The organism is Micromonospora sp. NPDC007230 (assembly GCF_042869115.1).
Taxonomy (GTDB): domain Bacteria; phylum Actinomycetota; class Actinomycetes; order Mycobacteriales; family Micromonosporaceae; genus Micromonospora.
Genome location: NZ_JBIAFE010000003.1, coordinates 160,756 through 185,079 on the forward strand (window position 1 = coordinate 160,756; position 24,324 = coordinate 185,079).

23 protein-coding genes are annotated in these 24,324 nt (G+C 72.4%); 7 read left to right on the forward strand and 16 right to left on the reverse strand.

From position 1 onward, the window contains the following. Nucleotides 1–184: 184 nt before the first annotated feature. Nucleotides 185–868: a response regulator gene (locus tag ACFYML_RS05935; RefSeq protein WP_387419517.1), complete on the forward strand. Its 684-nt coding sequence runs from the start codon at nt 185–187 to the stop codon at nt 866–868. An 83-nt stretch (nt 869–951) separates the two neighbouring features. Here ACFYML_RS05935 and ACFYML_RS05940 read toward each other — a convergent pair whose 3' ends face one another. Together ACFYML_RS05940 and dnaE are read right to left on the reverse strand one after the other, a co-directional pair. After that, nucleotides 952–2,121: a YncE family protein gene (locus ACFYML_RS05940; protein ID WP_387419518.1), complete on the reverse strand. Its 1,170-nt coding sequence runs from the start codon at nt 2,119–2,121 to the stop codon at nt 952–954. A gap of 43 nt (nt 2,122–2,164) precedes the next feature. Continuing rightward, nucleotides 2,165–5,698, reverse strand: coding sequence for a DNA polymerase III subunit alpha (gene dnaE / locus ACFYML_RS05945; protein WP_387419519.1), 3,534 nt, complete (start codon nt 5,696–5,698; stop codon nt 2,165–2,167). A gap of 184 nt (nt 5,699–5,882) precedes the next feature. On the opposite strand from dnaE, the gene ACFYML_RS05950 reads away from it, so the two are divergent. Further along, nucleotides 5,883–6,224 carry a PadR family transcriptional regulator gene (locus tag ACFYML_RS05950; protein ID WP_387419520.1) on the forward strand — a complete coding sequence of 114 codons (342 nt, stop codon included), beginning with the start codon at nt 5,883–5,885 and terminating at the stop codon, nt 6,222–6,224. Continuing rightward, nucleotides 6,221–7,165 (forward strand): permease prefix domain 1-containing protein, encoded by a 945-nt coding sequence (locus tag ACFYML_RS05955; protein ID WP_387419521.1) that lies wholly within the window; start codon nt 6,221–6,223, stop codon nt 7,163–7,165. The genes ACFYML_RS05950 and ACFYML_RS05955 overlap by 4 nt, the downstream gene beginning before the upstream one ends. Nucleotides 7,166–7,217: 52 nt before the next feature. Here the strand turns inward: ACFYML_RS05955 and ACFYML_RS05960 are convergent, their stop codons facing one another. Next, nucleotides 7,218–7,787 carry a GNAT family N-acetyltransferase gene (locus tag ACFYML_RS05960; RefSeq protein WP_387419522.1) on the reverse strand — a complete coding sequence of 190 codons (570 nt, stop codon included), beginning with the start codon at nt 7,785–7,787 and terminating at the stop codon, nt 7,218–7,220. 64 nt (nt 7,788–7,851) lie between these two features. Between ACFYML_RS05960 and ACFYML_RS05965 the strand changes: the two genes are divergently transcribed. After that, the gene (locus tag ACFYML_RS05965) at nt 7,852–8,850 is read left to right on the forward strand and encodes a hypothetical protein (protein WP_387419523.1); all 999 of its coding nucleotides are present in this window, start codon (nt 7,852–7,854) and stop codon (nt 8,848–8,850) included. A 79-nt stretch (nt 8,851–8,929) separates the two neighbouring features. Here the strand turns inward: ACFYML_RS05965 and ACFYML_RS05970 are convergent, their stop codons facing one another. The 9 genes from ACFYML_RS05970 to pgsA all read right to left on the reverse strand — a co-directional run bounded on the left by ACFYML_RS05970 (nt 8,930) and on the right by pgsA (nt 15,774). Beyond that, entirely contained in the window at nt 8,930–9,325 is a 396-nt protein-coding gene (locus ACFYML_RS05970) for a PIN domain-containing protein (RefSeq protein ID WP_387419524.1), read from the reverse strand. Beyond that, complete coding sequence (locus ACFYML_RS05975) at nt 9,322–9,534, reverse strand: type II toxin-antitoxin system VapB family antitoxin (RefSeq protein WP_073839675.1); 213 nt, start codon at nt 9,532–9,534, stop codon at nt 9,322–9,324. Before ACFYML_RS05975 ends, ACFYML_RS05970 begins: the two co-directional genes overlap by 4 nt. A 123-nt stretch (nt 9,535–9,657) precedes the next feature. Next, a complete protein-coding gene (locus tag ACFYML_RS05980) occupies nt 9,658–10,407 on the reverse strand; it encodes a YebC/PmpR family DNA-binding transcriptional regulator (RefSeq protein ID WP_387419525.1) in 750 nt (249 codons plus the stop codon). A gap of 286 nt (nt 10,408–10,693) precedes the next feature. After that, nucleotides 10,694–11,302 carry a pyridoxal 5'-phosphate synthase glutaminase subunit PdxT gene (gene pdxT / locus ACFYML_RS05985; protein WP_073839472.1) on the reverse strand — a complete coding sequence of 203 codons (609 nt, stop codon included), beginning with the start codon at nt 11,300–11,302 and terminating at the stop codon, nt 10,694–10,696. Nucleotides 11,303–11,388: 86 nt separating this feature from the next. Beyond that, a complete protein-coding gene (gene pdxS, locus ACFYML_RS05990; protein ID WP_387419526.1) occupies nt 11,389–12,306 on the reverse strand; it encodes a pyridoxal 5'-phosphate synthase lyase subunit PdxS in 918 nt (305 codons plus the stop codon). A 148-nt stretch (nt 12,307–12,454) separates the two neighbouring features. Then, nucleotides 12,455–12,958, reverse strand: a complete 504-nt coding sequence (locus ACFYML_RS05995; protein WP_387419527.1) for a hypothetical protein — start codon at nt 12,956–12,958, stop codon at nt 12,455–12,457. Between the two features lie 82 nt (nt 12,959–13,040). Next, a complete protein-coding gene (locus ACFYML_RS06000; RefSeq protein ID WP_357446081.1) occupies nt 13,041–14,201 on the reverse strand; it encodes a glycosyltransferase family 4 protein in 1,161 nt (386 codons plus the stop codon). Nucleotides 14,202–14,215: 14 nt separating this feature from the next. Next, the gene (locus ACFYML_RS06005) at nt 14,216–15,157 is read right to left on the reverse strand and encodes a phosphatidylinositol mannoside acyltransferase (RefSeq protein WP_387419528.1); all 942 of its coding nucleotides are present in this window, start codon (nt 15,155–15,157) and stop codon (nt 14,216–14,218) included. After that, nucleotides 15,154–15,774, reverse strand: a complete 621-nt coding sequence (gene pgsA / locus ACFYML_RS06010) for a phosphatidylinositol phosphate synthase (protein WP_387419529.1) — start codon at nt 15,772–15,774, stop codon at nt 15,154–15,156. The genes ACFYML_RS06005 and pgsA overlap by 4 nt, the downstream gene beginning before the upstream one ends. Nucleotides 15,775–16,026: 252 nt before the next feature. Between pgsA and ACFYML_RS06015 the strand changes: the two genes are divergently transcribed. Beyond that, nucleotides 16,027–18,189, forward strand: coding sequence for an elongation factor G-like protein EF-G2 (locus ACFYML_RS06015; RefSeq protein ID WP_387419530.1), 2,163 nt, complete (start codon nt 16,027–16,029; stop codon nt 18,187–18,189). 184 nt (nt 18,190–18,373) lie between these two features. On the opposite strand, the gene ACFYML_RS06020 is transcribed toward ACFYML_RS06015, so the two are convergent. Beyond that, complete coding sequence (locus tag ACFYML_RS06020; protein WP_387419531.1) at nt 18,374–19,006, reverse strand: hypothetical protein; 633 nt, start codon at nt 19,004–19,006, stop codon at nt 18,374–18,376. An 82-nt stretch (nt 19,007–19,088) separates the two neighbouring features. On the opposite strand from ACFYML_RS06020, the gene ACFYML_RS06025 reads away from it, so the two are divergent. Further along, entirely contained in the window at nt 19,089–19,625 is a 537-nt protein-coding gene (locus ACFYML_RS06025; RefSeq protein WP_387419532.1) for a hypothetical protein, read from the forward strand. 75 nt (nt 19,626–19,700) lie between these two features. Here the strand turns inward: ACFYML_RS06025 and ACFYML_RS06030 are convergent, their stop codons facing one another. The 3 genes from ACFYML_RS06030 to ACFYML_RS06040 form a co-directional block, all read right to left on the reverse strand. Continuing rightward, nucleotides 19,701–20,258 (reverse strand): HIT family protein, encoded by a 558-nt coding sequence (locus ACFYML_RS06030; RefSeq protein ID WP_387419533.1) that lies wholly within the window; start codon nt 20,256–20,258, stop codon nt 19,701–19,703. Between the two features lie 146 nt (nt 20,259–20,404). Next, a complete protein-coding gene (thrS, locus tag ACFYML_RS06035) occupies nt 20,405–22,411 on the reverse strand; it encodes a threonine--tRNA ligase (RefSeq protein WP_387419534.1) in 2,007 nt (668 codons plus the stop codon). A gap of 205 nt (nt 22,412–22,616) precedes the next feature. Next, nucleotides 22,617–23,546 (reverse strand): ADP-ribosylglycohydrolase family protein, encoded by a 930-nt coding sequence (locus tag ACFYML_RS06040; protein WP_387419535.1) that lies wholly within the window; start codon nt 23,544–23,546, stop codon nt 22,617–22,619. Between the two features lie 73 nt (nt 23,547–23,619). On the opposite strand from ACFYML_RS06040, the gene ACFYML_RS06045 reads away from it, so the two are divergent. Further along, nucleotides 23,620–24,309, forward strand: coding sequence for a response regulator transcription factor (locus ACFYML_RS06045; RefSeq protein WP_089155714.1), 690 nt, complete (start codon nt 23,620–23,622; stop codon nt 24,307–24,309). Nucleotides 24,310–24,324: the final 15 nt, after the last annotated feature.

The window sequence follows — 24,324 nt, forward strand, 5'->3', positions numbered from 1 at the left end:
GAGCGAGCGCAGCGAGCGAATCATCAGGCTCAGTGCGGTGGAGCCTCATGCGACCGCGGAGCGAAGCGGAGCGGCCGCATGAGCGAGCGCAGCGAGCGAATCATCAGGCTCAGTGCGGTGGAGCCTCATGCGACCGCGGAGCGAAGCGGAGCGGCCGCATGAGCGAGCGCAGCGAGGCGGACGCATGACCGACATCCGGGTGCTGGTGGTGGAGGACGAGCCGCTGCTGGCCGAGGCGCACAAGGCGTACACCGAGCGGGTGCCCGGCTTCGTGGTGGTCGGGGTGGCGCACACCGCGCGGGAGGCGACGGCGGCGCTGCGGCAGCGGGGCGGTACGGGCATCGACCTGGTGCTGCTCGACTTCCGCCTGCCCGATCTGCACGGCCTGGACGTGTGCCGGGCCCTGCGGGCGGCGGGCAGCAGCGTCGACGTGCTGGCGGTGACCTCGGCGCGGGACCTGGCGGTGGTCCGCACCGCGGTCTCCCTGGGAGTGACCCACTACCTGCTCAAGCCGTTCACCTTCGCCGCCTTCCGCGACAAGCTGGAGCGCTACGCGGACTACCGGCGGCAGGCCCTCGCGGAGGGCGAGGTGGCCGCCCAGCACGAGGTGGACCAGATGTTCGCCACCCTGCGCGGTGCGGCCCGGCACACCCTGCCCAAGGGGTTGGACGAGCAGACCTTGCACCGGGTGCTCTCCGCGCTCGGCGGGGGCACCGGGCGGTCCGCGGCCGAGGTCGGCCGGGAGACCGGGATCTCCCGGGTCACCGCCCGGCGCTACCTGGAATACCTGGTGACCAGTGATCGCGCCGTGCGCGCTCCGCGTTACGGCACCCCCGGCCGCCCAGAGTTCGAGTACCGGCCGAGATGATCTGACGGAGTCGTTCGACGCGGCCGGGAACTGACGGACCGCCGGGCGGCCGGACCCGGCCGGCTGCCGCAGCCGGAGCGGCCCTACCGGATGTTCCCGGTGTGGCCGAGGGAGTAGCGGCCGGGTTGGGGCCAGATGGTGAGGCCGTGTGGGCCTCGGCCGACGGGGATTCGGGCTAGTAGTTTGCCGTTGTCGGTGTTCAGGACGTATACCTCGTCGTGGTAGCGGCCGGAGAGCCAGAGTTGTTTGCCGTCGGCGGAGAGGCCGCCCATGTCGGGGCTGCCGCCGCCGGGGATCCGCCAGGTTGTGGTGGGTTTCAGGGTGGTCAGGTCGAGGACGGTGACGCTGCCTTCGTCGCGGTTGGTGACGTAGGCCAGCCGGGCGTCGCGGCTGAAGTAGATGCCGTGGGCGCCTCGGCCGGTGCGGATGAACCCGGTCTGGCGGGTGGCTTGGCCGTCGAAGACGTACACGCCGTGGGCGTGCATGTCCGCGACGAGGAAGTGTTGCCCGTCGGGGGTGAGTCGGGTGTCCTGGGGCATGCCGTCGGAGGCTTCGGTGAGCCGGAAGTCACGCAGCTTGCGGAGGTTGGTGGTGTCCAGGACCAGCATCCGGTTGGCGAACTCGCAGCTGAACAGCATGGTCTTGCCGTCGGCGGTGTAGTCCATGTGGTTGATGCCGCCGCACTCGGGGAACCGGACCGACCGCACCCGCTGCCAGGTGCCCAGGTCGTAGAAGTCGAGCCGCTGGTACGCCTCGGCGACCACGATCGCCTGCTTGCCGTCGGGGGTGAAGTAGAGGTTGTAGACGTCTTCGAGCTTGCGGAACCCGCCCGGGTCGCCGGTGCGCGCGTCGATCGGGACCAGGCCACCGTTGGGGATCTGGCTGGAGGCGACATAGAGGGTGCGCAGGTCGTAGGAGGGCACCACGTGCTGCGGCTCCGGCCCGCCGGGGAACTTCCGCACCACCTTGAACGACGCCGGGTCGATCACCCACACGTCGTTGCTCTTCGTGTTCGGCACATACACCGCCGGCCGGTCCCCGCGCACCGCCGCGGCGAGCTGGCCGGGGCCGGCCGCAGCGTAGACGTTGCCCGCCGCCGGATAGCTCGGCATCCCCGACACCAGCGGCCCGAACGACCCACCCGCCGACGGGCTGGTCACCGCCTCCCGGGTGGGCGCCCGGTCGGTGCAGGCCAGCAGCCCGGCCGACAGAACCAGGACCGGGACGGCAGCCAACACCTGTCGGCGGGACACTCCACGACGATAACGGACAAAAGCTATCGAGTCGCCGGGAACGTCAGCTGACGTTGGCCGGGCCGAGGACGCTCTTCAGGTCGCCCATCAGCGCGGTGGTGGCCGCCACCCGGAACGGCCCGAGGCGCAGCGTGGTGGTCTTGCCGCCGTTGAGCAGCTTGACGTGCACCTCGGTGTCGCCGGGGTGCAGCACCAGGGTCTCCTTGAGCTTCTCCACCAGCGGCGGCGTGCAGCGGTGCACCGGGATGGTCAGCGTAACCGGCTTGTTCGCCGGGTTGCTGCTGATGTCGGGCATGGACATGTCCATCGCCATGATCCGGGGCGTGTCGTCCCGACGGTCCACCCGCCCCTTGACCACCACGATCGCGTCTTCGGCGATGTACTGGCCGATCACCTCGTAGGTGTTGGGGAAGAACAGCGTCTCGACACCACCGGCCAGGTCCTCCAGCGTGGCGGAGGCCCAGGCCCGGCCCTGCTTGGTGACCCGGCGCTGCACACCGGAGAGGATCCCGGCCAGGGTCACCACCGCCCCGTCGGGCACGGTCCCCTCCTCGGAGAGCGCGGCGATGGTGCAGTCGGCCGCCGCGCCGAGCACGTGCTCCAGGCCGAACAGCGGGTGGTCGGAGACGTACAGGCCGAGCATCTCGCGTTCGAAGGCGAGCTTGTCCCGCTTGTCCCACTCCCCTTCGCCGATGGTCGGCATCACCGTGGTGCTGCTGCCGGCGTCCGCGTCGCCGAAGCCGGCGCCGAAGAGGTCGTACTGGCCGACCGCCTCCTTGCGCTTGACGTCGGCGTACGCGTCGATGGCGTCGGCGTGCACGGCGAGCAGGCCCTTGCGGGGGTGGCCGAGCGAGTCGAACGCCCCGGCCTTGATCAGCGATTCGATGGTCTTCTTGTTGCAGACCACCGCGTCCACCTTCGACAGGAAGTCGTAGAAGTCGGCGTAGGCGTCCTTCTCCTCGCGGCACCGCATGATCGAGGTGACCACGTTCGCGCCGACGTTGCGGATGGCGGCCAGACCGAAGCGGATGTCCCGGCCGACCGGGGTGAACGGCCCGGCCGAGGTGTTCACGTCGGGCGGCAGCACCTGGATGCCCATCCGCCGGCACTCGGACAGGTAGAGCGCCATCTTGTCCTTGTCGTCGCCGACCGAGGTGAGCAGCGCCGCCATGTACTCGGCCGGGTAGTGCGCCTTGAGGTACGCCGTCCAGTACGACACCAGGCCGTACGCGGCGGAGTGGGCCTTGTTGAAGGCATAGCCGGCGAACGGGACGAGCACGTCCCACACCGCCTGGATCGCCTCGTCGGAGTAGCCGCGCTCGCGGCAGCCGTCCCGGAACGGGATGAACTCCTTGTCGAGGATCTCCTTCTTCTTCTTACCCATCGCCCGGCGCAGCAGGTCGGCCTGGCCGAGGCTGTAGCCGGCGAGGATCTGCGCGGCGCGCTGCACCTGCTCCTGATAGACGATCAGGCCGTAGGTGGGGGCGAGGATCTCCCGCAGCGGCTCCGCCAGCTCCGGGTGGATCGGCGTGATCTCCTGGAGGTTGTTCTTGCGCAGCGCGTAGTTGGTGTGCGAGTCCACGCCCATCGGGCCGGGCCGGTAGAGGGCGAGGACGGCGGAGATGTCCTCGAAGTTGTCCGGCTTCATCAGACGCAGCAGCGAACGCATCGGCCCGCCGTCGAGCTGGAACACGCCCAGGGTGTCACCGCGGGCGAGCAGCTCGTAGGCGGCCTTGTCGTCCAGCTGCAGGGCCAGCAGGTCCAGCTCCTTGCCGTGGTTGAGCTGGATGTTCTTGACCGCGTCGTCGATGATCGTGAGGTTGCGCAGGCCGAGGAAGTCCATCTTCAACAGCCCGAGCGACTCGCACGTCGGGTAGTCGAACTGGGTGATGATGGCCCCGTCGGCGTCCCGCCGCGTCAGCGGGATGTGCTCGATGATCGGCTCGGCGGACATGATGACGCCGGCGGCGTGCACGCCGGTCTGCCGGATCAGCCCCTCGATGCCCTTCGCGGTCTCGATGACCTTCTTGACGTCCGGGTCGGACTCGTAGAGGCCGCGGATCTCGCCCGCCTCGGCGTAGCGCGGGTGCTTCGGGTCGAAGATGCCCGACAGCGGGATGTCCTTGCCCATCACCGCCGGCGGCATCGCCTTGGTGATCCGGTCGCCCACCGCGTACGGGTAGCCGAGCACCCGGGCCGAGTCCTTGATCGCGGCCTTCGCCTTGATCGTGCCGAAGGTGGCGATCTGCGCGACCTTGTCCTCGCCCCACTTGTCGGTGACGTACCGGATCACCTCACCGCGCCGGCGCTCGTCGAAGTCGATGTCGACATCGGGCATCGAGACGCGCTCGGGGTTGAGGAACCGCTCGAAGATCAGGCCGTGCGGGATCGGGTCCAGGTCGGTGATGCCCAGGGCGTACGCGACCAGCGAGCCGGCGGCCGAGCCACGGCCCGGGCCGACGGCGATGCCCTGGCTCTTGGCCCACTGGATGAAGTCGGCGACCACGAGGAAGTACGACGGGAAGCCCATCTGCACGATGACGCCCAGTTCGTACTCGGCCTGGGCGACGTGCCCCTCCGGGATGCCGTTCGGGAAGCGGCGCTCCAGCCCCCGGAACGTCTCCTTGCGGAACCAGGACTCCTCGGTCTCCCCCTCGGGGATCGGGAACCGCGGCATCAGGTTGTGGAACTCGAACATCCCGGCCGGGTCGACCTTCTCGGCGACCAGCAGGGTGTTGCGGCAGCCCTGCTGCCACAGCTCGGACGAGTCGACCGCGCGCATCTGGTCGGCGGACTTGACGAAGTAGCCGCCGCCCTCGAACCGGAACCGGTTGGGGTCGGCGATGTTGCTGCCGGTCTGTACGCAGAGCAGCACGTCGTGCGCCTCAGCCTGCGCCTCGTGGGTGTAGTGCGAGTCGTTGGTGACCACCGGCGGGATGTCGAGCTTGTGGGCGATCTCGACGAGGCCGTCGCGGACCCGGCGCTCGATCTCGAGGCCGTGGTCCATGATCTCCAGGAAGTAGTTCTCCTTGCCGAAGATGTCCTGGTATGCGGCGGCGACCTTGAGGGCCTCGTCGAACTGACCGAGCCGCAGCCGGGTCTGCACCGCGCCGGACGGGCAGCCGGTGGTCGCCATGATGCCCTCGGCGTGCTCGGCGATCAGCTCCATGTCCATCCGGGGCCACTTGACGTAGTGGCCCTCCATCGAGGCGCGGGAGTTGAGCGTGAAGAGGTTGTGCAGCCCGTTCTTGTTCGCCGCCCACATGGTCATGTGGGTGATCGCGCCGTTACCCGAGACGTCGTCGCTCTTCTGTTCCGGGCGGCCCCACTTGACCCGCTGTTTGTGGAAGCGCGACTCCGGCGCCACGTACGCCTCGACGCCGAGGATGGGCTTGACGCCGGCCGCCGTCGCCTGCTTGTAGAAGTCGTTCGCGCCGTGCATGTTGCCGTGGTCGGTGATCGCCACCGCCGGCATGCCGAGCCGGGCCGCCTCGGCGAAGAGGTCCTTGAGCCGGGCCGCCCCGTCGAGCATCGAGTACTCAGTGTGCACGTGCAGATGCGCGAACGAATCGCCCATGCGTGGCGCCCCCCGGGGTGTGGATCAAGGCTGCGTCGGAGTCGACCGACTCACCCTACCCAGGTCGGCTGACCGGCTCCACCGTCCGCGCCGAGGGTGTTCCGGGTCTCTCTTCCGGCGGTCGCGTGCCGCACGATGATGTACGGGGTTGGAATAGTGTGCGCAACACAGTATCGTGTGCCGCATGGTGAGCGACGAGGTCCTCCGGACCCATCTTCAGGAGCTGCGGCGCGGCACGGTCGTGGTGGCGAGCCTGGTCGCCCTGCGCCGGCCCGACTACGGCTACGCGCTGCTGCAACGGCTGGGCGAGCACGGCTTCCCGGTCGACGCCAACACGCTCTATCCCCTGCTCCGGCGGCTGGAGGAGCAGGGGCTGTTGACCAGCGAGTGGAACACCGAGGAGAGCCGGCCGCGCAAGTTCTACCGCACCAGTGCCGACGGCGAGGCCGTGCTGGACCGCCTGCTGGACGACCTGACCGCCGTGCAGACCTCCGTCGCCGGCCTGATCGAAGGAGCGGACCGATGAGTTCCCTGACCGACCGGTACGTCACCGCCACCCTGCGTACGGTGCCGGCACCCCGTCGCGCGGAGATCGCCTCCGAGTTGCGGGCGTCCATCGCGGACATGATCGACGGCCGGACCGACGCCGGGCAGGACGCCGACACCGCCGAGCGGGAGGTGCTCACCGAGCTCGGCAACCCCGACCAGCTGGCGGCCCGCTACGCCGACCGGCGGCTGCAGCTCATCGGCCCGCGCTACTACCTGGTCTGGTGGCGGCTGCTGCGGACGCTGCTCACCTACATTCCCGCCATCGTGGGTGTCGCGACCGGCGTGGTGAAGGCGACGGTCGACGGCGAGCCCGGCGCGGCGATCGGCGCCGGGGTGGTCGGCGCGATGCAGACGGCGGTGCAGATCGCGTTCTGGCTCACCCTCGTCTTCGCCGTGCTCGAGCGCACCAACACGCCGCTGAACCTGCCCGAGTGGAGCGTCGACCAGCTGCCCGAGGCGCCGAAGGAGCGGCAGGTGCCGCTCGTCGACACCTGCGCCTCGATCGTGTTCCTGCTGTTCGCCATCGCGTTCTTCCCCTGGCAGCACTTCCAGCCCTGGATCTCGGGTGACGGCTCCCGACTGCCGATGATCGACCCGGCGCTGTGGAGCTTCTGGCTGCCCGTACTGCTGGCGGTGCTGGTCGCCGACATCTGCCTGGAGGTCGCGAAGTACCGGTCGGGGCGGTGGACCTGGCCGCTGGTCGCGGTCAAGACGGTGCTCGATCTCGCGTTCGCCGTGCCGCTCACCTGGCTGCTGCTCACCGACCGGCTGCTCAACCCGGAGCTGGTCCAGCGGTTCGAGTGGCTGCGTGAGGGCGGCACGCAGGACCTGGCGCGGGCGACCGTCCTGGTCACCGCCGTCATCGTCGTCCTGGGCTTCATCGACAGCGCCGTCAAGGCGCGGCGGCACGCCGCCTGAAGCGGTCTCGGCCCGGCGCGCACGGGGGCGCCGGGCCGAGCCGTGTTCCCGGTCAGGTGGCGGTCGAGCGGGCCCGCCACTCCCGGCCCAGCATGGCGTAGACCACCTCGTCGGTCCACTCGCCCTTGACGAACTCGTTCTCCCGCAGGTGCGCCTCGCGGCGCATGCCGAGCCGTTCCAGCACCCGCGCCGAGGCGCTGTTCCGGGCGTCGAGCCGGCCGACGATCCGGTGCAGGCCGAGGCCCTCGAAACCGAGCCGCAGCATCTCCCGGGCCGCCTCGGTGACGTACCCCCGGCCGGTGTGGTCCGGATGCAGCACGTACCCGATCTCGCCCTGCTGGTGCTCGCCGCTGGTCCAGGTCAGCAGCACGTCGCCGACCAGCTCGCCGGTCGCCGGCAGCACCATCGCGAGGTTCAACACGTCGCCCGGTGCGCGCACCGCGGTCCGCCCCCGCAGGCGCTCGATCGCCGCCGCGGCGGCGGCCTCGTCGTACGGCTCGTGGTAGAGGTAGCGGGTGACCTCCGGCCGGGAGCGGTAGGCGGTCAGGGCGGCGAGGTCGTCGGCGGTGAACGCGCGCAGCACGAGCCGGTCGGTGCGCAGCGGCAGGTCGGGGACGAGCATCCGGGAAGGGTACGGGCACGACCGGCGACCGGTCAGCTAGGTTTCGAATCGACAGGGAGTGGCCATGCGGATCCGGGGCATCGTCTACGACACGGGCGTCGAACTGCTGCCCGGCCGGCCGTCCCGGCCGGACTTCGACCCCGACCAGGTCCGCGCCGACCTGCGGGGGATCGCCACCGAGCTGCACGCCACCGCGGTACGACTCGTCGGAGAGAACCTGGACCGGCTGCGCCTGGCGGCCGAGGCCGCCGCCGAGGCGGGGCTGGCGGTCTGGCTCTCCCCCGCGCTGCCGGACGCCACGTCGGCCGCCGCCCGCCTCCAACTCGGCAGCTGCGCCGACATCGGGGAGCGGCTGCGTGCCCGGGGCGCCGAGGTGGTGCTGGTGGCCGGCTGGGAGTCGACCCTGTTCCTGCGCGGCATCGTCTCCGGGGCCACCACCACCGACCGGATGGCCACCATGACCAGCCCGCGCCGGCTGCTGTGGAGCACCGTGCGCCACGGCCCGTTCCCGTGGGCGCTCAACCGGCACCTGCGCCGGGCCGCCGCCACGGCGCGGTCCCGATTCCAGGGTCCGGTGGCATACGCCGCGCTCGGTTTCGAGAGGGTCGACTGGCGGCCCTTCGACCTCGTCGGGGTGGACCACTACCGCAGCGGGGAGTCGCCGGAGGCGTGGGCGGCGGCGATCGGGCGGTGGCGCCGGCCCGGCAAGCCGGTGGTGCTCACCGAGCTGGGCTGCGCCACGTACGCGGGCGCCGAGGCCCGCGGCGCGCTCGCCTGGACGGTGGTCGACCGGGACGCGGATCCGCCCCGGCTGCGCGAGCCGGTGGTCCGGGACGAAGGGGCACAGGCCGAGGAAATCGGTCGGCTGCTGGACGCGGCCGACGCGGCCGGGGTGGCGGGCGCCTTCGTCCACACCTACGCGTCGTTCAGCTATCCGCACCGGCCCGAGCCGGAGCTCGACCTGGACACCGCCGGCTACGGCCTGGTCGCGGTGCTGCCCGACGGCTCCGTACGCCGCAAGGCCGCCTTCGACGCGGTGGCCCGCCGGTTCGCCGCCGGCTGACGGCCCGCGGTCGAGGCGGTGGCCGCGCCGCCGCGGCCTCGCGGTCCGTCACGAGCGATCCGATCACCAGCGGCGAACGTCAGCTGATCCGCTCCTGGCTCAGTTGCGGCACGAGCCTGGCCGCGGTCTCGAAGTCGGCGTCCTGATGAAGTACGACCAACTTCAGGCGGATGGCGGTGGCGATCACCAGGTGATCCGCGACGGACAGGCCCTGGTGCGCGCTCTGGCTGGCGAGCTCCTGCCGCACCGCCCGCACGACCTGCCAGGCATCGTCGGGAACCGGAACCCACGGGTACAGGTCGCGCAGCCCCCGCTCAACCCGGTCGTAGGCCTTGGCGTCGGCGATAGTCAGGGTTTCCACGAGCACCGGGTCACAGATGGCGATCAGGCCACGGGCGGCGAGGTCGGACCAGCTCGAATCGACCTGACGACGGACCATGCGGACCAGAGCGCTCGTGTCGACCAGATACTTCACTGGTCGAGCTCGTTGAGCCGCTCGAAGTGGAAGCCCCCCTCGTCGGCGACCTCCTGAAGGTCGGCCAAGGCCCGCTGCCGGCGCTCGCGGCTGGACTCCACAGCCTGTCGGAGGGCCTCCGTCACCGTCTCCTTCTTGGTGGCGGTGCCGAGCGCAGCGGTCGCTTCCGCCAGAAGATCCTCATCGAGATCCAACAGAGTCTTGGCCATGAAATACACCTCCCGCACGATGATATATCCGGGAGGAGCGTATATCCAGACCCGGCGGGTGCCATGGTCTCGCGCCGGACGACGACGTCGCCCGGCGCAAACCGCACCCGGGTCACCGCCGGCTCAGCCGACGGCCGCCATGACCTCGTCGGAGACGTCGAAGTTCGCGTACACGTTCTGCACGTCGTCGCAGTCCTCGAGGACGTCGATCAACTTGAAGATCTTGCGCGCGCCCTCCTCGTCCAGCGGCACGCTGACGCTGGGCACGAGGGAGGACTCGGCGGACTCGTACTCGATGCCGGCGTCCTGCAGGGCGGAGCGCACCGCGATCAGGTCGCCCGGCTCGGAGACCACCTCGTACGCCTCACCGAGGTCGTTGACCTCCTCGGCGCCGGCGTCCAGGACCGCCATCATCACGTCGTCCTCGGTGGTGCCCGCCTTGGGGACGATCACCACGCCCTTGCGGGAGAACAGGTACGACACCGAGCCGGCGTCGGCGAACGAGCCGGCGTTGCGGGTCAGTGCGGTGCGCACCTCGGTGGCGGCGCGGTTGCGGTTGTCGGTGAGGCACTCGATGAGCAGCGCGACGCCGTTCGGGCCGTAGCCCTCATACATGATCGTCTGGTAGTCGGCGCCACCGGCCTCCAGGCCGGAGCCGCGCTTGACCGCGCGGTCGATGTTGTCGTTCGGGACCGAGTTCTTCTTCGCCTTCTGGATGGCGTCGTAGAGGGTCGGGTTGCCGGCCGGGTCGCCGCCGCCGGTCCGGGCCGCCACCTCGACGTTCTTGATCAGCTTGGCGAACATCTTGCCGCGCTTGGCGTCGATGACGGCCTTCTTGTGCTTGGTGGTCGCCCACTTTGAGTGGCCAGACATCTCATACCTCCGTTTGATGATCCACGCCTGCGTCGACTTCCCGCGCCGAATCCACGGTCAACCGGAACGGATGGTGCTGGCCGGGCGGCTCCGCGTGGACGGCTGCGGCGAGCGATGGCCCTGCCGAACCGCGGCAATCCTACCGAGACGGCGTCTCCGCATGTCACACCCGGCACCCGTGCCGGGGCGCGGCAGCGGGCCGGCGGGCCGCCCGGCCGTTGCCGGAGGACAGCAACCGCGGGCCGGTGAACCTGCCGGCGAGGGCAGGGAAGGGCTGCTCCCAGGCTCAGGCCGCGGCCCGGACCAGGTCCACGAAATAGCGGTGCACCCGCAGGTCGCCGGTGAGTTCCGGGTGGAACGAGGTGGCCAGCAGATTGCCCTGCCGGACCGCGACGATCCGGTCGGCCGCCGGCCCCTCGGTGACCCGGCCGAGCACCTCGACGCCCGCGCCGACCCGCTCGACCCACGGGGCCCGGATGAAGACGGCGTGGAACGGCTCGCCGTCGACCCCGTCGATCTCCACCGGCGCCTCGAACGAGTCGACCTGCCGGCCGAAGGCGTTGCGCCGGACGGTCATCCCGATGCCCTGGAAGCCCCGCTGGTCGGGGCGGCCGTCCAGCACCTCGGCAGCCAGCATGATCATGCCGGCGCAGGACCCGTACACCGGCATGCCGGCGGCGATTCGCTTGTCGATCGGCTCGCGCAGCTCGAAGATGTCGGCGAGCTTGCTGATGGTGGTGGACTCGCCGCCCGGGATGACGAGCCCGTCGACGGCGTCCAGCTCGGCCGGACGGCGCACCGGGCGGGCGTGGGCGCCGGCCCCGGCCAGCGCGGCGAGGTGCTCCCGCACGTCGCCCTGCAGGGCGAGCACCCCGATCACGGGTGTGTCGCTCATCGCGTCGTCGCTCCTTCGTCGTCGCGTCGTCGCGGACCGCCGGGCCCGCGGTTGCGGGGCGGGCCGGCCGGCCCGCCCCGCCGGGATCACCAGCCGCGCTCGGCCAGCCGGTGCGGCTGCGGGATCTCGTCGACGTTGATGCCCACCATCGCCTCGCCCAGGCCGCGGGAGACCTTGGCCAGCACGTCCGGGTCGTCGTGGAAGGTGGTGGCCTTCACGATCGCGGCGGCACGCTGGGCCGGGTTGCCCGACTTGAAGATGCCCGAGCCGACGAAGACGCCCTCGGCGCCGAGCTGCATCATCATGGCCGCGTCGGCCGGGGTGGCGATGCCACCCGCGGTGAACAGCACCACTGGCAGCTTGCCGGTCTCGGCGACCTCCTTGACCAGCTCGTACGGCGCCTGGAGTTCCTTGGCGGCGACGAACAGCTCGTCGGCCGGCAGCGACTGGAGGCGGCGGATCTCCTTGCGGATCTTGCGCATGTGGGTGGTGGCGTTGGAGACGTCACCGGTGCCGGCCTCGCCCTTCGAACGGATCATGGCAGCGCCCTCGGTGATCCGGCGCAGCGCCTCGCCCAGGTTGGTCGCGCCGCAGACGAAGGGGACGGTGAAGGCCCACTTGTCGATGTGGTTCTCGTAGTCGGCCGGGGTCAGCACCTCGGACTCGTCGACGTAGTCCACGCCGAGGGACTGCAGGACCTGCGCCTCGACGAAGTGGCCGATCCGGGCCTTGGCCATGACCGGGATCGAGACGGCGTTGATGATGCCGTCGATCATGTCCGGGTCGCTCATCCGGGACACGCCGCCCTGCGCGCGGATGTCGGCGGGCACCCGCTCCAGCGCCATGACGGCGACCGCGCCGGCGTCCTCGGCGATCTTGGCCTGCTCGGGGGTGACCACGTCCATGATCACGCCGCCCTTGAGCATCTCGGCCATGCCCCGCTTGACGCGGGCGGTGCCGACGACGGGGGTGGCGTTGGTGTTCGGGGAGGTGGATTCGGGCACGGGTCATCCTCCTTGGGCGTGCTCGGGGGTGGCTGCGAAAAATGCTACGACGGGGTGAACACCGATCCGACAGCCAATCAGACCCACGGTGGCCTGCTCTGTGGTCGCCGTCACGCCTGGTGGGCGCGGGGCGCGGGGGCCGGGACGGTCAGCCCGTGGTGACGTCGGCCCGGGTGGTGACGGTGGGGTCGTCGATGTCGAAGTACTGCGGCCAGTCGTGCCGGCGCCCCATCCGCAACAGGCGTACCAGGGGGCGGCCGCGGGCCGTCCGGGCGTCCCGGACCAGGTCGGTGTGCACCTGCCGGGCCAGGGCCAGCCGCCGGCTGGCCGCGATCACCGCCTCGCCGGCCGGGTCGTCCGGGTCCAGCTCGACCGCGCGCAGCTGCCGGGTGAGGTCGTTCTCGGCGGCCTCCCGCTCCTCGGGTACGGCGTCCAGGGCGATCCGGGCGGCCGCGTACAGCTCCACGCCGTAGCGCCGCTCGGCCAGCACGGCGGCGGCCGCCGCGCGGCGCAACAGGTGGGCGTCGAGCGCCCGGGTCGCGGACTCCGCGCGGGCCTGCAGCCGCTCGACCCGGCCGGCCGTCCAGATCAGGTACGCCGCGACGAGCCCGACGGCCAGGACCGTGCCCACCACCCACCACATGCCCGGCATCGTAGTGCTGCTCCGTTCCCGTCCGAACCGGCGCGGCCACCGGCCGACGCGCTCGTCACATCGACCCCACCGGCTGGCGGGCTCAGCCCAGCCCCACCCACTCCTGATCCATCACCCGGCCGTCGGTGGCCTCGATCGCCGCCGCGTATACCTCCACCACCCGGCGGGCCACCACGGGCCAGTCGAAGCTCGCCACGACCTGCTCGCCGCAGGCGGTCAGCGCCGCCCGCCGGTCCGCGTCGTCGAGCAGCCCGGCCACGGCGGTGCGCAGCGCCGCCGCGTCGCCGGTCGGGAACAGCTGCCCGGCCCGCCCGCCGTCCAGCACCCGACGGAAGGCGTCGAGGTCGCTGGCCACCACGGTGGTGCCGGCGGCGAGCGCCTCGGTGAGGATCATCCCGAAGGACTCCCCGCCGGTGTTCGGCGCCACGTAGAGGTGCAGGCTGCGCAGCATGCGAGGTTTGTCCGCCTCGGAGACCCGACCGAGGAAACTGACCCGGTCCCGCAGTTCGGCCGGGAACTGCCCGTAGAGGTCGTCCGGGTCGCCCGGCCCGGCCACCAGCAGGCGCAGCCCGGGCCGGTGCGGGGCGAGCGCGACGAAGGCGTCCCGCAGGATCGGGAAGCCCTTGCGGGGCTCGGTGAACCGGCCCAGAAAACCGAGCGTGCCGCCGGTGCCCGGTCCACACTCCCCCGGCCAGCCGGGCAGCGGCTCGACGCCGGCGAACTTCGCCACCGCCACCCCGTTGGGGATCTCCACCGCGCCGCCGTCCATGTGCTCGACCTGCACCTTGCGGGCCAGGGCGCTGACCGCGATCCGGGCGGTGATCCGCTCCAGCAGGATCTGCAGCACCCCCTGGGCCGCCGAGAGCACCCGGGAGCGGGTCATCGCGGTGTGGAAGGTGGCCACCACCGGGCCGCGCGCGCAGAGCACGGCCAGCATCGACAGGCTGGGGGTCAGCGGCTCATGCACGTGCAGCACGTCGAAGTCGCCCCGGGTGATCCAGCGCCGCACCCGCGCGGTGGAGACCGGGCCGAACGCGATCCGGGCCACCGAGCCGTTGTACGGCAGCGGCACCGCCCGGCCGGCCGGCACCACGTACGGCGGCAGCGGCGAGTCCTCGTCGGCCGGGGCCAGGACGCTCACCTCGTGCCCCAGCCCGATCAGCGCCTCGGCCAGGTCCATGACGTGGTTCTGCACCCCGCCGGGGACGTCGAAGGAGTACGGGCACACGATGCCGATCCGCATTTGCGCCCGCTCCCTCAGATGGTCCCGGCGCTGGCCGGCGGCGTTGCCGGGGCGCCCGTGCCGCCGTCGGTCGTCGCGCGCTGGTCCAGCCACATCCGCTGCAACATGTGCCAGTCTTCCGGATGCCGGGCGATGCCCGCCGCCAGACCGTCGGCAATCCGTTGGGTCAGCAGGCGGACCCGCTGGTCCAGCGGGCCACTGTCCGGATCGGGCAGCTCCAACCGGGCCAGGGCGCCGCAGGCGATCTCCGGCTCGTACCACATCGACGTCACGTAGAGCGGCGCCCCGGTCCGGATCGCCAGCAGGGCCGGGCCGGCCGGCATGCGGGTCCGGGCGCCGAAGAAGTCCACCTCCACCCCGCGGGCGGAGAGGTCCCGGTCGGCCAGCAGCGGCACCACCGTGCCCGCCCGCACCCGGTCCAGCAGCACGTCGAACGCCGGCCGGTCGCCGCCCCGGGTCGGCAGGATCTCCATGCCGAGGCCCTGCCGGAAGGCCAGGAACCGCTCGTAGACGGCCTCCGGCTTGAGCCGCTCGGCCACCGTGGTGATCGGCCAGCCGGTGGCGGCCACCCAGGCGCCCGCGGCGTCCCAGTTGCCGGCGTGCGGCAGCGCGATCACCGCGCCCCGGCCGGACGCCACGTCGGCGCCGAGCATGTCCGCACCCTCGAGGCGGAACCCGGCGAGGATCTCCCGGCGGCTCAGGGCGGGCAGCCGGAACGCCTCCATCCAGTACCGGGCGTACGACCGCAGGCCGGCGCGGACCAGCCCGTCCAGGTCCGCCTCGCTCACCTCCGGGCCGACCACCCGGCGCAGGTTGGCGCGGAGTCGGGCCGTACCCCCGCCGCCCTTGCGGTGCGCGCGGTCGGCGCCCGCCCGGAAGGCGGCGGCGACCACCGGCCGGGGCAGCGCCCGGGCCGCCCGCCAGCCGGCGACGAGGCCCAGCTCGGTGAGGTTCACTCGTGGCCGACCTGCTGCGCCTGCCGGTACACGTGGACCATGCGCTGCCCGACCGTGAAGATCGAGACCGCGGCGAGCAGCCAGAGCGCGATCGGCAGCGCCGGTGTGACGTTGAGGCCGGTGAGCAGGCCGCCCACCCCGACGATCAGCAGCCGCTCGGTGCGCTCGGCGATGCCCACGTTGGCGGTCATGCCCAGGCCCTCGGCGCGGGCCTTGACGTACGACACCAGCCCCCCGGCGGCCAGGCAGAGCAGCGCCGCCGCCACCCCCGAGTAGTGGTGCTGGGTGGCCAGCCAGTACGCGACCGCGCCGAAGACCGCGCTGTCGGCGATCCGGTCCATGCTCGAGTCGAGGAAGGCCCCGAACCGGGTGGAGCCGCCGCTCATCCGGGCCATCGTGCCGTCGAGCAGGTCGGTGAGCGCGAAGACCGTGACGATCAGCGCACCGGCGACCAGTTGGCCGCGGGCGCCGAAGCCGAGCGCGCCGACGAGCACGCCGAGGGTGCCGGTCACGGTGACCGCGTTGGGGGACACGCCCGCGCGGAGCAGCCCGCGCGCGACCGGCTCCACGACGCGGGTCATGCCCGCCCGGGCCGTCACTTGGAAGATCTTCGCCATGGCGGTCCCACGATAACGGCCGACGGCCGCGCACGACACGGCTGGTCGTCCCGACCCGCCAGGCAGGCTTGTGCCGGGTCGGCATCAGGTGTGAGATCGAGCGAGGGAGGTGAGCCAACTCACCGTCCCTCCGTCCGAGAACCCGTCGTCCAGGAGACCACCGGAGGATATCGCCGCGGTACCCGCTCGGGCCCGCTTCCCCGTCGCGCGCGGCGGTCGCCACCCACCACCGGCTGAGGGAGGTGCGCCGCGATGGCGCAGAAAAATCAGGAGAAGGGTGTCACCGGCGGCGCGCCGGTGGTGACCGAGCCCGGCAGGGTTCGCAACGTGGTGCTGGTCGGGCACTCGGGAACGGGCAAGACCACACTGGTCGAGGCCTTGCTCGCGGCCAGCGGCACGATCGGGCGGGCCGGCACTGTCACCGACGGCACCACGGTCTGCGACCACGATGCCGCCGCCGTCCGCCAGCAGCGCTCGGTGAGCCTCTGCTGCGCCCCGCTGCTCCACCGCGACGTCAAGGTCAACCTCCTGGACACCCCCGGGTACGCCGACTTCGTCGGCGAGCTGCGCGCGGGGCTGCGGGCCGCCGACGCCGCGCTGTTCGTGGTCTCCGCCGTCGACGGGATGGACGCCGCCACCGCCGCGCTCTGGGAGGAGTGCGCCGCGGTGGACATGCCCCGCGCCGTCGCGGTCAGCCGGCTGGACCACCCACGCGCCGACTTCGACGAGGCGGTGGCGCTCTGCCAGCGCGTCTTCGGCGACAACGTGCTCCCGCTCTACCTGCCGATGCTCGGCGACGACGGCGTGTCGGTCGTCGGCCTGATGGGGCTGATCACCCGGCGGGTCTTCGACTACTCGAACGGGTCGCCGGCCACGGTGCGGGAGCCGGATCCGGAGCACCTGCCGGCCATCCAGGAGGCCCGCAACGAGCTGATCGAGGGGATCATCGCGGAGAGCGAGGACGAGACCCTGATGGACCGCTACCTCGGTGGCGAGGAGATCGACACCGAGGTGCTCATCACCGACCTGGAGACGGCGGTGGCCCGGGGGCACTTCTACCCGGTGGTGCCGGTCTGCGCGGAGACCGGGGTCGGCCTGGACGTGCTGCTCGACGGCTTGGTGGCGGCGTTCCCGTCGCCGCTGGAGCACGAGCTGCCGGCGGTCACCGGGGTGGACGGCTCGCCGCGGCCGCCACTGGCCTGCGACCCGGACGGCCCGCTGGTCGCCGAGGTGGTCAAGACCACCGTCGACCGGCACGTCGGGCGGGTCTCCCTGGTCCGGGTCTTCTCCGGCACCCTCCGCCCCGACCAGGTGATCCACGTGTCGGGGCACGGCATGGCCGAGCGGGGCCACGCCGACCACGACGCCGACGAGCGGGTCGGCCACCTCTACAGCCCCCTCGGCGCGACGCTGCGCGAGGTGCCCGCCGCGGTCGCCGGGGACCTCTGCGCGATCACCAAGTCGGGCAGCGCGGAGACCGGCGACACCATCTCCGCCAAGGAGGAGCCGCTGCTCATCGCCCCGTGGGAGATGCCCGAGCCGCTGCTGCCGGTGGCGATCGTGGCGAAGAGCCGGGCCGACGAGGACGCCCTGGCCCGCAACCTCGCCCGGCTGGTGGCCGGCGACCCGACGCTGCGGCTGGAGCGCAATCCGGAGACCCACCAGCTGGTGCTCTGGTGCATGGGCGAGGCGCACGCCGACGTGGTGCTCGACCGGCTGCGCGCCGGCGGGGTGGAGCTGGAGACCGAACCGGTCCGAGTGGCGCTGCGCGAGACGTTCACCAGCGCCGCCCGGGGGCACGGGCGGCACGTCAAGCAGTCCGGCGGCCACGGCCAGTACGCCGTCTGCGACATCGAGGTGGAGCCGCTGCCGCGCGGCGGCGGCTTCGAGTTCGTGGACAAGGTGGTCGGCGGCGCGGTCCCGCACAACTACATCCCGTCGGTGGAGAAGGGCGTCCGGGCGCAGATGGAGCGCGGCCTGGTCGCCGGCTGTCCGGTGGTGGACCTGCGGGTGACCCTCTTCGACGGCAAGGCGCACAGCGTCGACTCCTCCGACGCCGCGTTCCAGACCGCCGGCGGCCTGGCCCTGCGCGACGCCGCCGAGAAGGGGCAGCCGACGCTGCTGGAGCCGGTCGACGAGGTGACCATCCGGGTACCCGACTCGTCGGTGGGCGCGGTGATGGGCGACCTCTCCGGCCGGCGCGGCCGGGTGCTGGGCACCGAACCGGACCCGGACGCCGAGGGACGGACGCTGGTCCGCGCCGAGGTGCCCGCCACCGAACTGCTCCGGTACGCGGTCGAGCTGCGCTCGATGACCGCCGGCACCGGCACCTTCCGGCGGGAGTTCGCCCGGTACGAGCCGATGCCCGCCCACCTCGCCGAGCAGGTCCGCAAGGAGCACACCGCCCGCTCCTGACCCCGGGGTCGCCGGCACGCCGTGCGCGCACTTTCGCGGGAAGGGTGGCCTCCCGGGCTGTGGAGGCCACCCTTCCCGCGAATCTGCGGCCAGCCCGGCGGCGCGCCGAGGTGCGCGGGGTCCGTCAGGGCGGGCGTCGGGCACCGGGGGCGGGAACGCCAGGGTGCCCGGGCACGGTGGACGGTCAGCGGGGCACGGCGTAGGCCAGCACGAGCGGGGTGGCCTGCCCCGGCCAGGCGCCGGTCAGGCAGGCGTCGGAGGGGGCCTCGCCGGGTACCGGCCGCCGGATGACGGCCAGCTCGACCGGGCCGGTCCGGATCACCGTGGGGTCGCCGTCGACCACCTCCCGGTGCGCGCCGACCACCGGCGGTTCGCCCGCGCCGGCCCGGCCGCCGGTCACGGTCATGTTCGGCGGATGGACCTCCCGGCGCCCGTCCACCTCGAAGTACTCCTCCGCTGGCCCGACGCCGGTCAGGACGGCAGCGGCCAGGGCCGGCGGGTAGACCGGGTCGGCGCAGGCGTCGTACACCCAGCGCGGGCCCAGCACGGAGTGCTCGGTGGTGCCGACCAGCCAGGCGTCGGCACCGGGCAGTGGCGCACCCCGGTAGGTGAGCGGCACCTGCAGGACGGGCCCGTCCCCGACCCGGACGAGCAGGGTCTCGATCCCGACCTCGCCGGCCGGGTCGTCGAAGCGGTAGGTCGCCACCCGGGTGGCGTCGGCGCCCGTCGTACCCGCGAACCACGGGCGGCCGGGCAGCCAGGCGGCGAGCAGGTCGAGCTTCGACGGGCGCAGTTCCGCGCGGTGCAGCAATGCCATGCGGGAGATCGTACTGTCGAAGGGAGGCGCGCCGGCATTTGCCGATCCTGGCGCCGAGGCACTACCGCGGCCTGGAGGAACCATGGGCACGGCGGCGGAACAGCTCCATCGGGCGACGGACGGACCACCGACGCCCCGCTGGGTGGCACCCACCTTCGCGGTGCTGGCGCTGCTCACCCTGCCCTGGATCGGCTACCTGGCCCTGACGCTGCCCCGGCACGCCGTCATCGTGCACTACCGGGCCGCCTGGGTGGGCTTCGACCTGGGGCTGACGGCGATGCTGGCGTTGACGGCGGTACAGGCGTACCGAGGGCACCGGCAGGTCGCCCTGGCGGCCAGCGCCACCGCGACCATGCTGGTGGTGGACGCCTGGTTCGACGTCATCACCACCCCCGCCGGGCCGGACCTGGCGCTGTCGGTGCTGCTGGCCGCACTGGTCGAGCTGCCGCTGGCCGCGGTCTGCGTCTGGATCGCCCGGCACGGCGACCGGATGATGGAGCGGCGGCTGCGCCAGCTCACCGTCCGCGCCGCGCTCGCCACCGACCGGGCCGAGGCGGCCGAGCGGACGGCCACCAGTGCGCGTCGCCGGCCGCGCCGCGGCCGCGGCCGGACACGCTGACGGCCGTTACCGACCGACTCCAGCCGCACCGGCACGCCGGCCGGACCCACGCCCGTCGGCCCGCCGCGCTCCGGATCAGGCGGGCCAGGCCTTGGCGAGCAGGTCGCGGGTGTCGGCGAGCAGCTGGGGCAGCACCTTCGTCCGGCCGATGACCGGCATGAAGTTCGCGTCCCCGCCCCACCGCGGCACCACGTGCTGGTGCAGGTGGGCGGCGATACCGGCGCCGGCCACCCCGCCCTGGTTCATGCCCAGGTTGAAGCCGTGCGCGTTGGAGACGTGGCGGACCACCCGCATGGCGTCCTTGGTGAACGCCGCCAGCTCGGCGGTCTCCGGCGCGTCCAGCTCGGTGTAGTCGGCCACGTGCCGGTAGGGGCAGACCAGCAGGTGCCCCGGGTTGTACGGGTAGAGATTGAGCACCACGAAGACGTGCTCGCCCCGGGCGACCACCAGGCTCTCGTCCGGCGGCAGGCCGGGGGCCAGGCAGAACGGGCAGCCGGCGGGCTTCTCGTAGCCGCCCTCGGGCCGGTCCTCGCCCGAGATGTAGGTCATCCGGTGCGGCGTCCAGAGCCGTTCCAGCCCGTCCGCCAGACCATTGTCGGTGCCGTTCTCGAAGTGCCGATCCGCCCCAGTCACAGCGCCGATCCTACGGTCACCGCACCCCGATCAACCCGGGTGCCTGGTCGCCGGTGCCGAGCGCCAGACGCGGCGAATGGCGGTGCCCCGGCATCGGCACACCGCCATTCGCGGCACGTCACGCCCGGCCGCCGCCGGGCCGGCGATCAGCTCTCCGCCGACGGGCCCGAGTTGGTGCGGGAGTTGACCACGTCGAGCACGTGGGTCACCGCCTCGGCCATCGGCACACCGTTGCGCTGCGAGCCGTCCCGGTAGCGGAACGAGACCGTGCCGGCGGCCACGTCGTCGTCACCGGCGATCACCATGAACGGGATCTTCTGCTGCTGGGCGTTGCGGATCTTCTTCTGCATCCGGTCGGTGCCGGAGTCCACCTGGGCGCGGATCCCCTCGGCGCGCAGCGCGGCCACGAAGCCGTGCAGGTAGTCGGTGTGCTCCTCGCGGATCGGGATGCCGATCACCTGCACCGGGGCCAGCCAGGCCGGGAAGGCGCCCGCGTAGTGCTCGGTGAGCACGCCGAAGAAGCGCTCGATCGAGCCGAAGAGGGCCCGGTGGATCATCACCGGCCGCTGCCGGCTGCCGTCCGCCGCCTGGTACTCCAGCCCGAACCGCTCCGGCTGGTTGAAGTCGACCTGGATGGTGGACATCTGCCAGGTGCGGCCGATCGCGTCCTTGGCCTGCACCGAGATCTTCGGGCCGTAGAACGCCGCGCCGCCCGGATCCGGCACCAGGTCCAGCCCGGAGGCCTCGGCAGCGCTGCGCAGGGCCTCCGTGGCCTCCGCCCAGTCCTCGTCCGAGCCGATGAACTTCGGCGAGTCGTCCCGGGTGGACAGCTCCAGGTAGAAGTCGTCCAGGCCGTAGTCGCGCAGCAGGTCGAGCACGAAGGTGAGCAGGGTGGTCAGCTCGCCCGGCATCTGCTCGCGGGTGCAGTAGATGTGCGAGTCGTCCTGGGTCAGGCCGCGGACCCGGGTCAGGCCGTGCACCACGCCGGACTTCTCGTACCGGTAGACCGTGCCGAACTCGAAGAGCCGCAGCGGCAGCTCCCGGTACGACCGCCCGCGCGCCCTGAAGATCAGGTTGTGCATCGGGCAGTTCATCGCCTTGAGGTAGTAGTCCGCGCCCTCCAGCTGCATGGGCGGGAACATCGTGTCGGCGTAGTAGGGCAGGTGACCGGAGGTCTCGAAGAGCTGCGCCTTGGTGATGTGCGGGCTGTTGACGAACTCGTACCCGGCCGCCTCGTGCCGGCGACGCGAGTAGTTCTCCAGCTCCCGCCGGATGATGCCGCCCTTCGGGTGGAAGACCGCCAGGCCCGAGCCGATCTCGTCGGGGAAGCTGAACAGGTCCAGGTCCGCGCCGAGCTTGCGGTGGTCGCGCCGGGCGGCCTCCTCCAGCAGCTTCAGGTACGCCTTGAGCTCGTCCCGGGTCGGCCACGCGGTGCCGTACACCCGCTGCAGCTGCGGGTTCTTCTCCGAGCCGCGCCAGTATGCGGCGGCCGAGCGCATCAGCTTGAACGCGCCGATCAGCCGGGTGTTCGGCAGGTGCGGGCCGCGGCACAGGTCCGACCAGCAGACCTTGTCCTCGGCGGCGGCGAGGTTGTCGTAGATGGTCAGCTCGCCGCCGCCCACCTCCATCACCTGCGAGGAGTCGAGCCCCTCCCCCTTGACGTCGATCAGCTCCAGCTTGAACGGCTCGTTGGCCAGCTCGGCCCGGGCCTCGTCCAGGCTGTTGAAGCGGCGCCGGCGGAACCGCTGCCCGGACTTGACGATCTCCTGCATCCGCTTCTCGAGCTTGGCCAGGTCGTCCGGCTGGAACGGCTTGTCGACCTGGAAGTCGTAGTAGAAGCCGTTCTCGATCGGCGGCCCGATGCCGAGCTTGGCCTCGGGGAAGACGTCCTGCACCGCCTGGGCGAGCACGTGCGCGGTCGAGTGGCGCAGCACGTTCAGCCCGTCCGGCGAGTCGAGGCTCACCGGCTCGACGGCGGTCTCCTCCGCCGGCTTCCAGTCCAGGTCACGCAGCACGCCCTGCGGGTCGCGGACCACCACGGTCGCCTTCGGGCCCGTGGTGGGCAGCCCGGCCGCCGCCACCGCGTCGGCCGCCGTCGTCCCGGCGGCGACGACGACGGGGTCGGCCACGACGGGGGTACGGGGTGCGGACACGGTGACTCCTGTCGTCGATGGGTTCGAATGTGCCGGGTACCGGCCCCTGCGATGCTATCGGTCGCCCTTTCCGCACCGTCGGCGACGCCGCGCTGTCCCGATCCGTGGCCTGGGCGGCGGCGCGGCGCTCGGCTGGCTGCTCGGCCGCCGGCGGCCCGTGGGCGCCAGGCGCGGATCTTGTGGCGCGCGGTGGGTGCGGGTGAGGTCAGGTGTGGGCGGGGAGCCAGTCGGGCAGGGGTTCGCGGGCGGCGAGCCAGCCGTCCGGCACCCCGCCTGGCGTGCCGATCCCGGTGTACGCGGCGACCACCCCGCCGACGATCGCCGCCGTGGTGTCCACGTCCCCGCCCGCCTCGACGCAGACCCGGATCGCGGTCGGGTAGTCGCCGAGGTGGGTGGCGGCGACCCAGAGGGTGAACGGGACGGTGTCCTGCGCGGTGACCCGGGAGCCGTTGCCGAGCGCGTCGACCACCGCGTCGGCCGACTGGCCGAGCAGCTTGGCGGCCCGGCGTACGCCCCGGTGCACCTCGCCGGCCGGATCCAGGGCGCCGGCCACCGCATTGAGCAGCCGGGCCGGTTCGGGGCGGTCCCCGTCGAGCCGGGCCCGGGCGGCCAGCGAGGCGGCCACCGCCACCGCGATCGACCCGGCGATCCCCTCCGGGTGGGCGTGCGTCACCTCGGCGGAGGCGCGGGCCTGGTCGGCGGCGCGGCGGATCGAGTCGGCGTACCAGGCGCCGAGCGGGGCGACCCGCATGGCGGCGCCGTTGCCGCAGGAGCCCTGCCCGTCGAACGCGGACGCGGCGGCCACCGGCCAGGGCGTACCGGTGCGGATCAGCCGCAGGATGGTCACCGCGCCCGGACCGTAACCGCGGTACGGCTCGCAGTACTCGGCGAAGGCGAGCGCCAGCGCGTCCGGGTCGATCCGCCCGGTGCCGCCCAGCGCGGCCACCACGGAACAGGCCATCTCGGTGTCGTCGGTCCAGGACCACGGCGGCGCGGGCAGCCGGCCGGCGGCGAGGTCCGCGGGGTGCCGGCCGGGGACGAAGAACTGGGAGCCGAGAGCGTCGCCGACCGACAGGCCGGCGAGGGCGTCGCGGGCGAGCGCCAGGCGGGTGTCGGGGAAGAGGGTGAACGTCATCGTCGTCCCAGCTTGCCCGGTTCCCAGATGCGCCGCAACGCGATCAACTTGCCACGCCGAGTACGGTGCTGACGTGGCAACCGTCCTCCTGGTCGAAGACGATCACGTCGTACGCGGCGCCATGCTGCGCTCCCTCACCGACCGGGGGCACGCCGTGCACGCCGTCGGCACGGCGCTGGACGCACTGCGCCGGGTCGCCGCCGAGACACCCGACCTGGTCGTGCTCGATCTCGGCCTGCCCGATCTGGACGGCTCGGACGCGCTGCGGATGCTGCGCGGGATCACCGACGTGCCGATCATCATCGCCACCGCGCGGGACGACGAGCAGTCCGTGGTACGCCTGCTGCGGGCGGGCGCCGACGACTACATGGTCAAGCCGTTCACCGGCGCCCACCTGGACGCCCGGATCACCACGGTGCTCCGCCGGGCGGGCCGGGCCAGCCGTACCGTCCAGCCGGCCGTGCACACGGTGGGTGGCCTGCGGGTGGACGTCGGCGAGCGCAGCGCGGTGCTGGACGGGGAGCCGCTGGCCCTGACCCGTAAGGAGTTCGACCTGCTGGCGTATCTCGCCGCGCGTCCCGGCCGGGTAGTGTCCCGGCGCGAACTCTTGGAGGAGGTATGGCGGCAGCCCTCGGTCGGCGAGGACCAGACCATCGACGTTCACCTATATTGGCTGCGCCGCAAAATGGGCGAGTCCGCAGCGAAGCCGCGCTACCTGCGCACCGTGCGGGGGGTCGGCTTCCGGCTGGTGGCGCCGGACTGAGGCCGGCGCTGGCCT

Coding starts and splice junctions, on each gene's coding strand:
- ACFYML_RS05960 (WP_387419522.1), bottom strand. CDS start 7,787: ATGCTCGTCCCCGACCTGCCGCTGCGCACCGACCGGCTCGTGCTGCGC.
- dnaE (WP_387419519.1), bottom strand. CDS start 5,698: ATGGGCGATTCGTTCGCGCATCTGCACGTGCACACTGAGTACTCGATG.
- ACFYML_RS05975 (WP_073839675.1), bottom strand. CDS start 9,534: ATGGCCAAGACTCTGTTGGATCTCGATGAGGATCTTCTGGCGGAAGCG.
- ACFYML_RS06020 (WP_387419531.1), bottom strand. CDS start 19,006: ATGGCATTGCTGCACCGCGCGGAACTGCGCCCGTCGAAGCTCGACCTG.
- ACFYML_RS05995 (WP_387419527.1), bottom strand. CDS start 12,958: ATGCCGGGCATGTGGTGGGTGGTGGGCACGGTCCTGGCCGTCGGGCTC.
- ACFYML_RS05950 (WP_387419520.1), top strand. CDS start 5,883: ATGGTGAGCGACGAGGTCCTCCGGACCCATCTTCAGGAGCTGCGGCGC.
- ACFYML_RS05935 (WP_387419517.1), top strand. CDS start 185: ATGACCGACATCCGGGTGCTGGTGGTGGAGGACGAGCCGCTGCTGGCC.
- ACFYML_RS05955 (WP_387419521.1), top strand. CDS start 6,221: ATGAGTTCCCTGACCGACCGGTACGTCACCGCCACCCTGCGTACGGTG.
- ACFYML_RS05980 (WP_387419525.1), bottom strand. CDS start 10,407: ATGTCTGGCCACTCAAAGTGGGCGACCACCAAGCACAAGAAGGCCGTC.
- ACFYML_RS06000 (WP_357446081.1), bottom strand. CDS start 14,201: ATGCGGATCGGCATCGTGTGCCCGTACTCCTTCGACGTCCCCGGCGGG.
- ACFYML_RS06025 (WP_387419532.1), top strand. CDS start 19,089: ATGGGCACGGCGGCGGAACAGCTCCATCGGGCGACGGACGGACCACCG.
- pdxT (WP_073839472.1), bottom strand. CDS start 11,302: ATGAGCGACACACCCGTGATCGGGGTGCTCGCCCTGCAGGGCGACGTG.
- pgsA (WP_387419529.1), bottom strand. CDS start 15,774: ATGGCGAAGATCTTCCAAGTGACGGCCCGGGCGGGCATGACCCGCGTC.
- ACFYML_RS06040 (WP_387419535.1), bottom strand. CDS start 23,546: ATGACGTTCACCCTCTTCCCCGACACCCGCCTGGCGCTCGCCCGCGAC.
- ACFYML_RS05965 (WP_387419523.1), top strand. CDS start 7,852: ATGCGGATCCGGGGCATCGTCTACGACACGGGCGTCGAACTGCTGCCC.
- ACFYML_RS06015 (WP_387419530.1), top strand. CDS start 16,027: ATGGCGCAGAAAAATCAGGAGAAGGGTGTCACCGGCGGCGCGCCGGTG.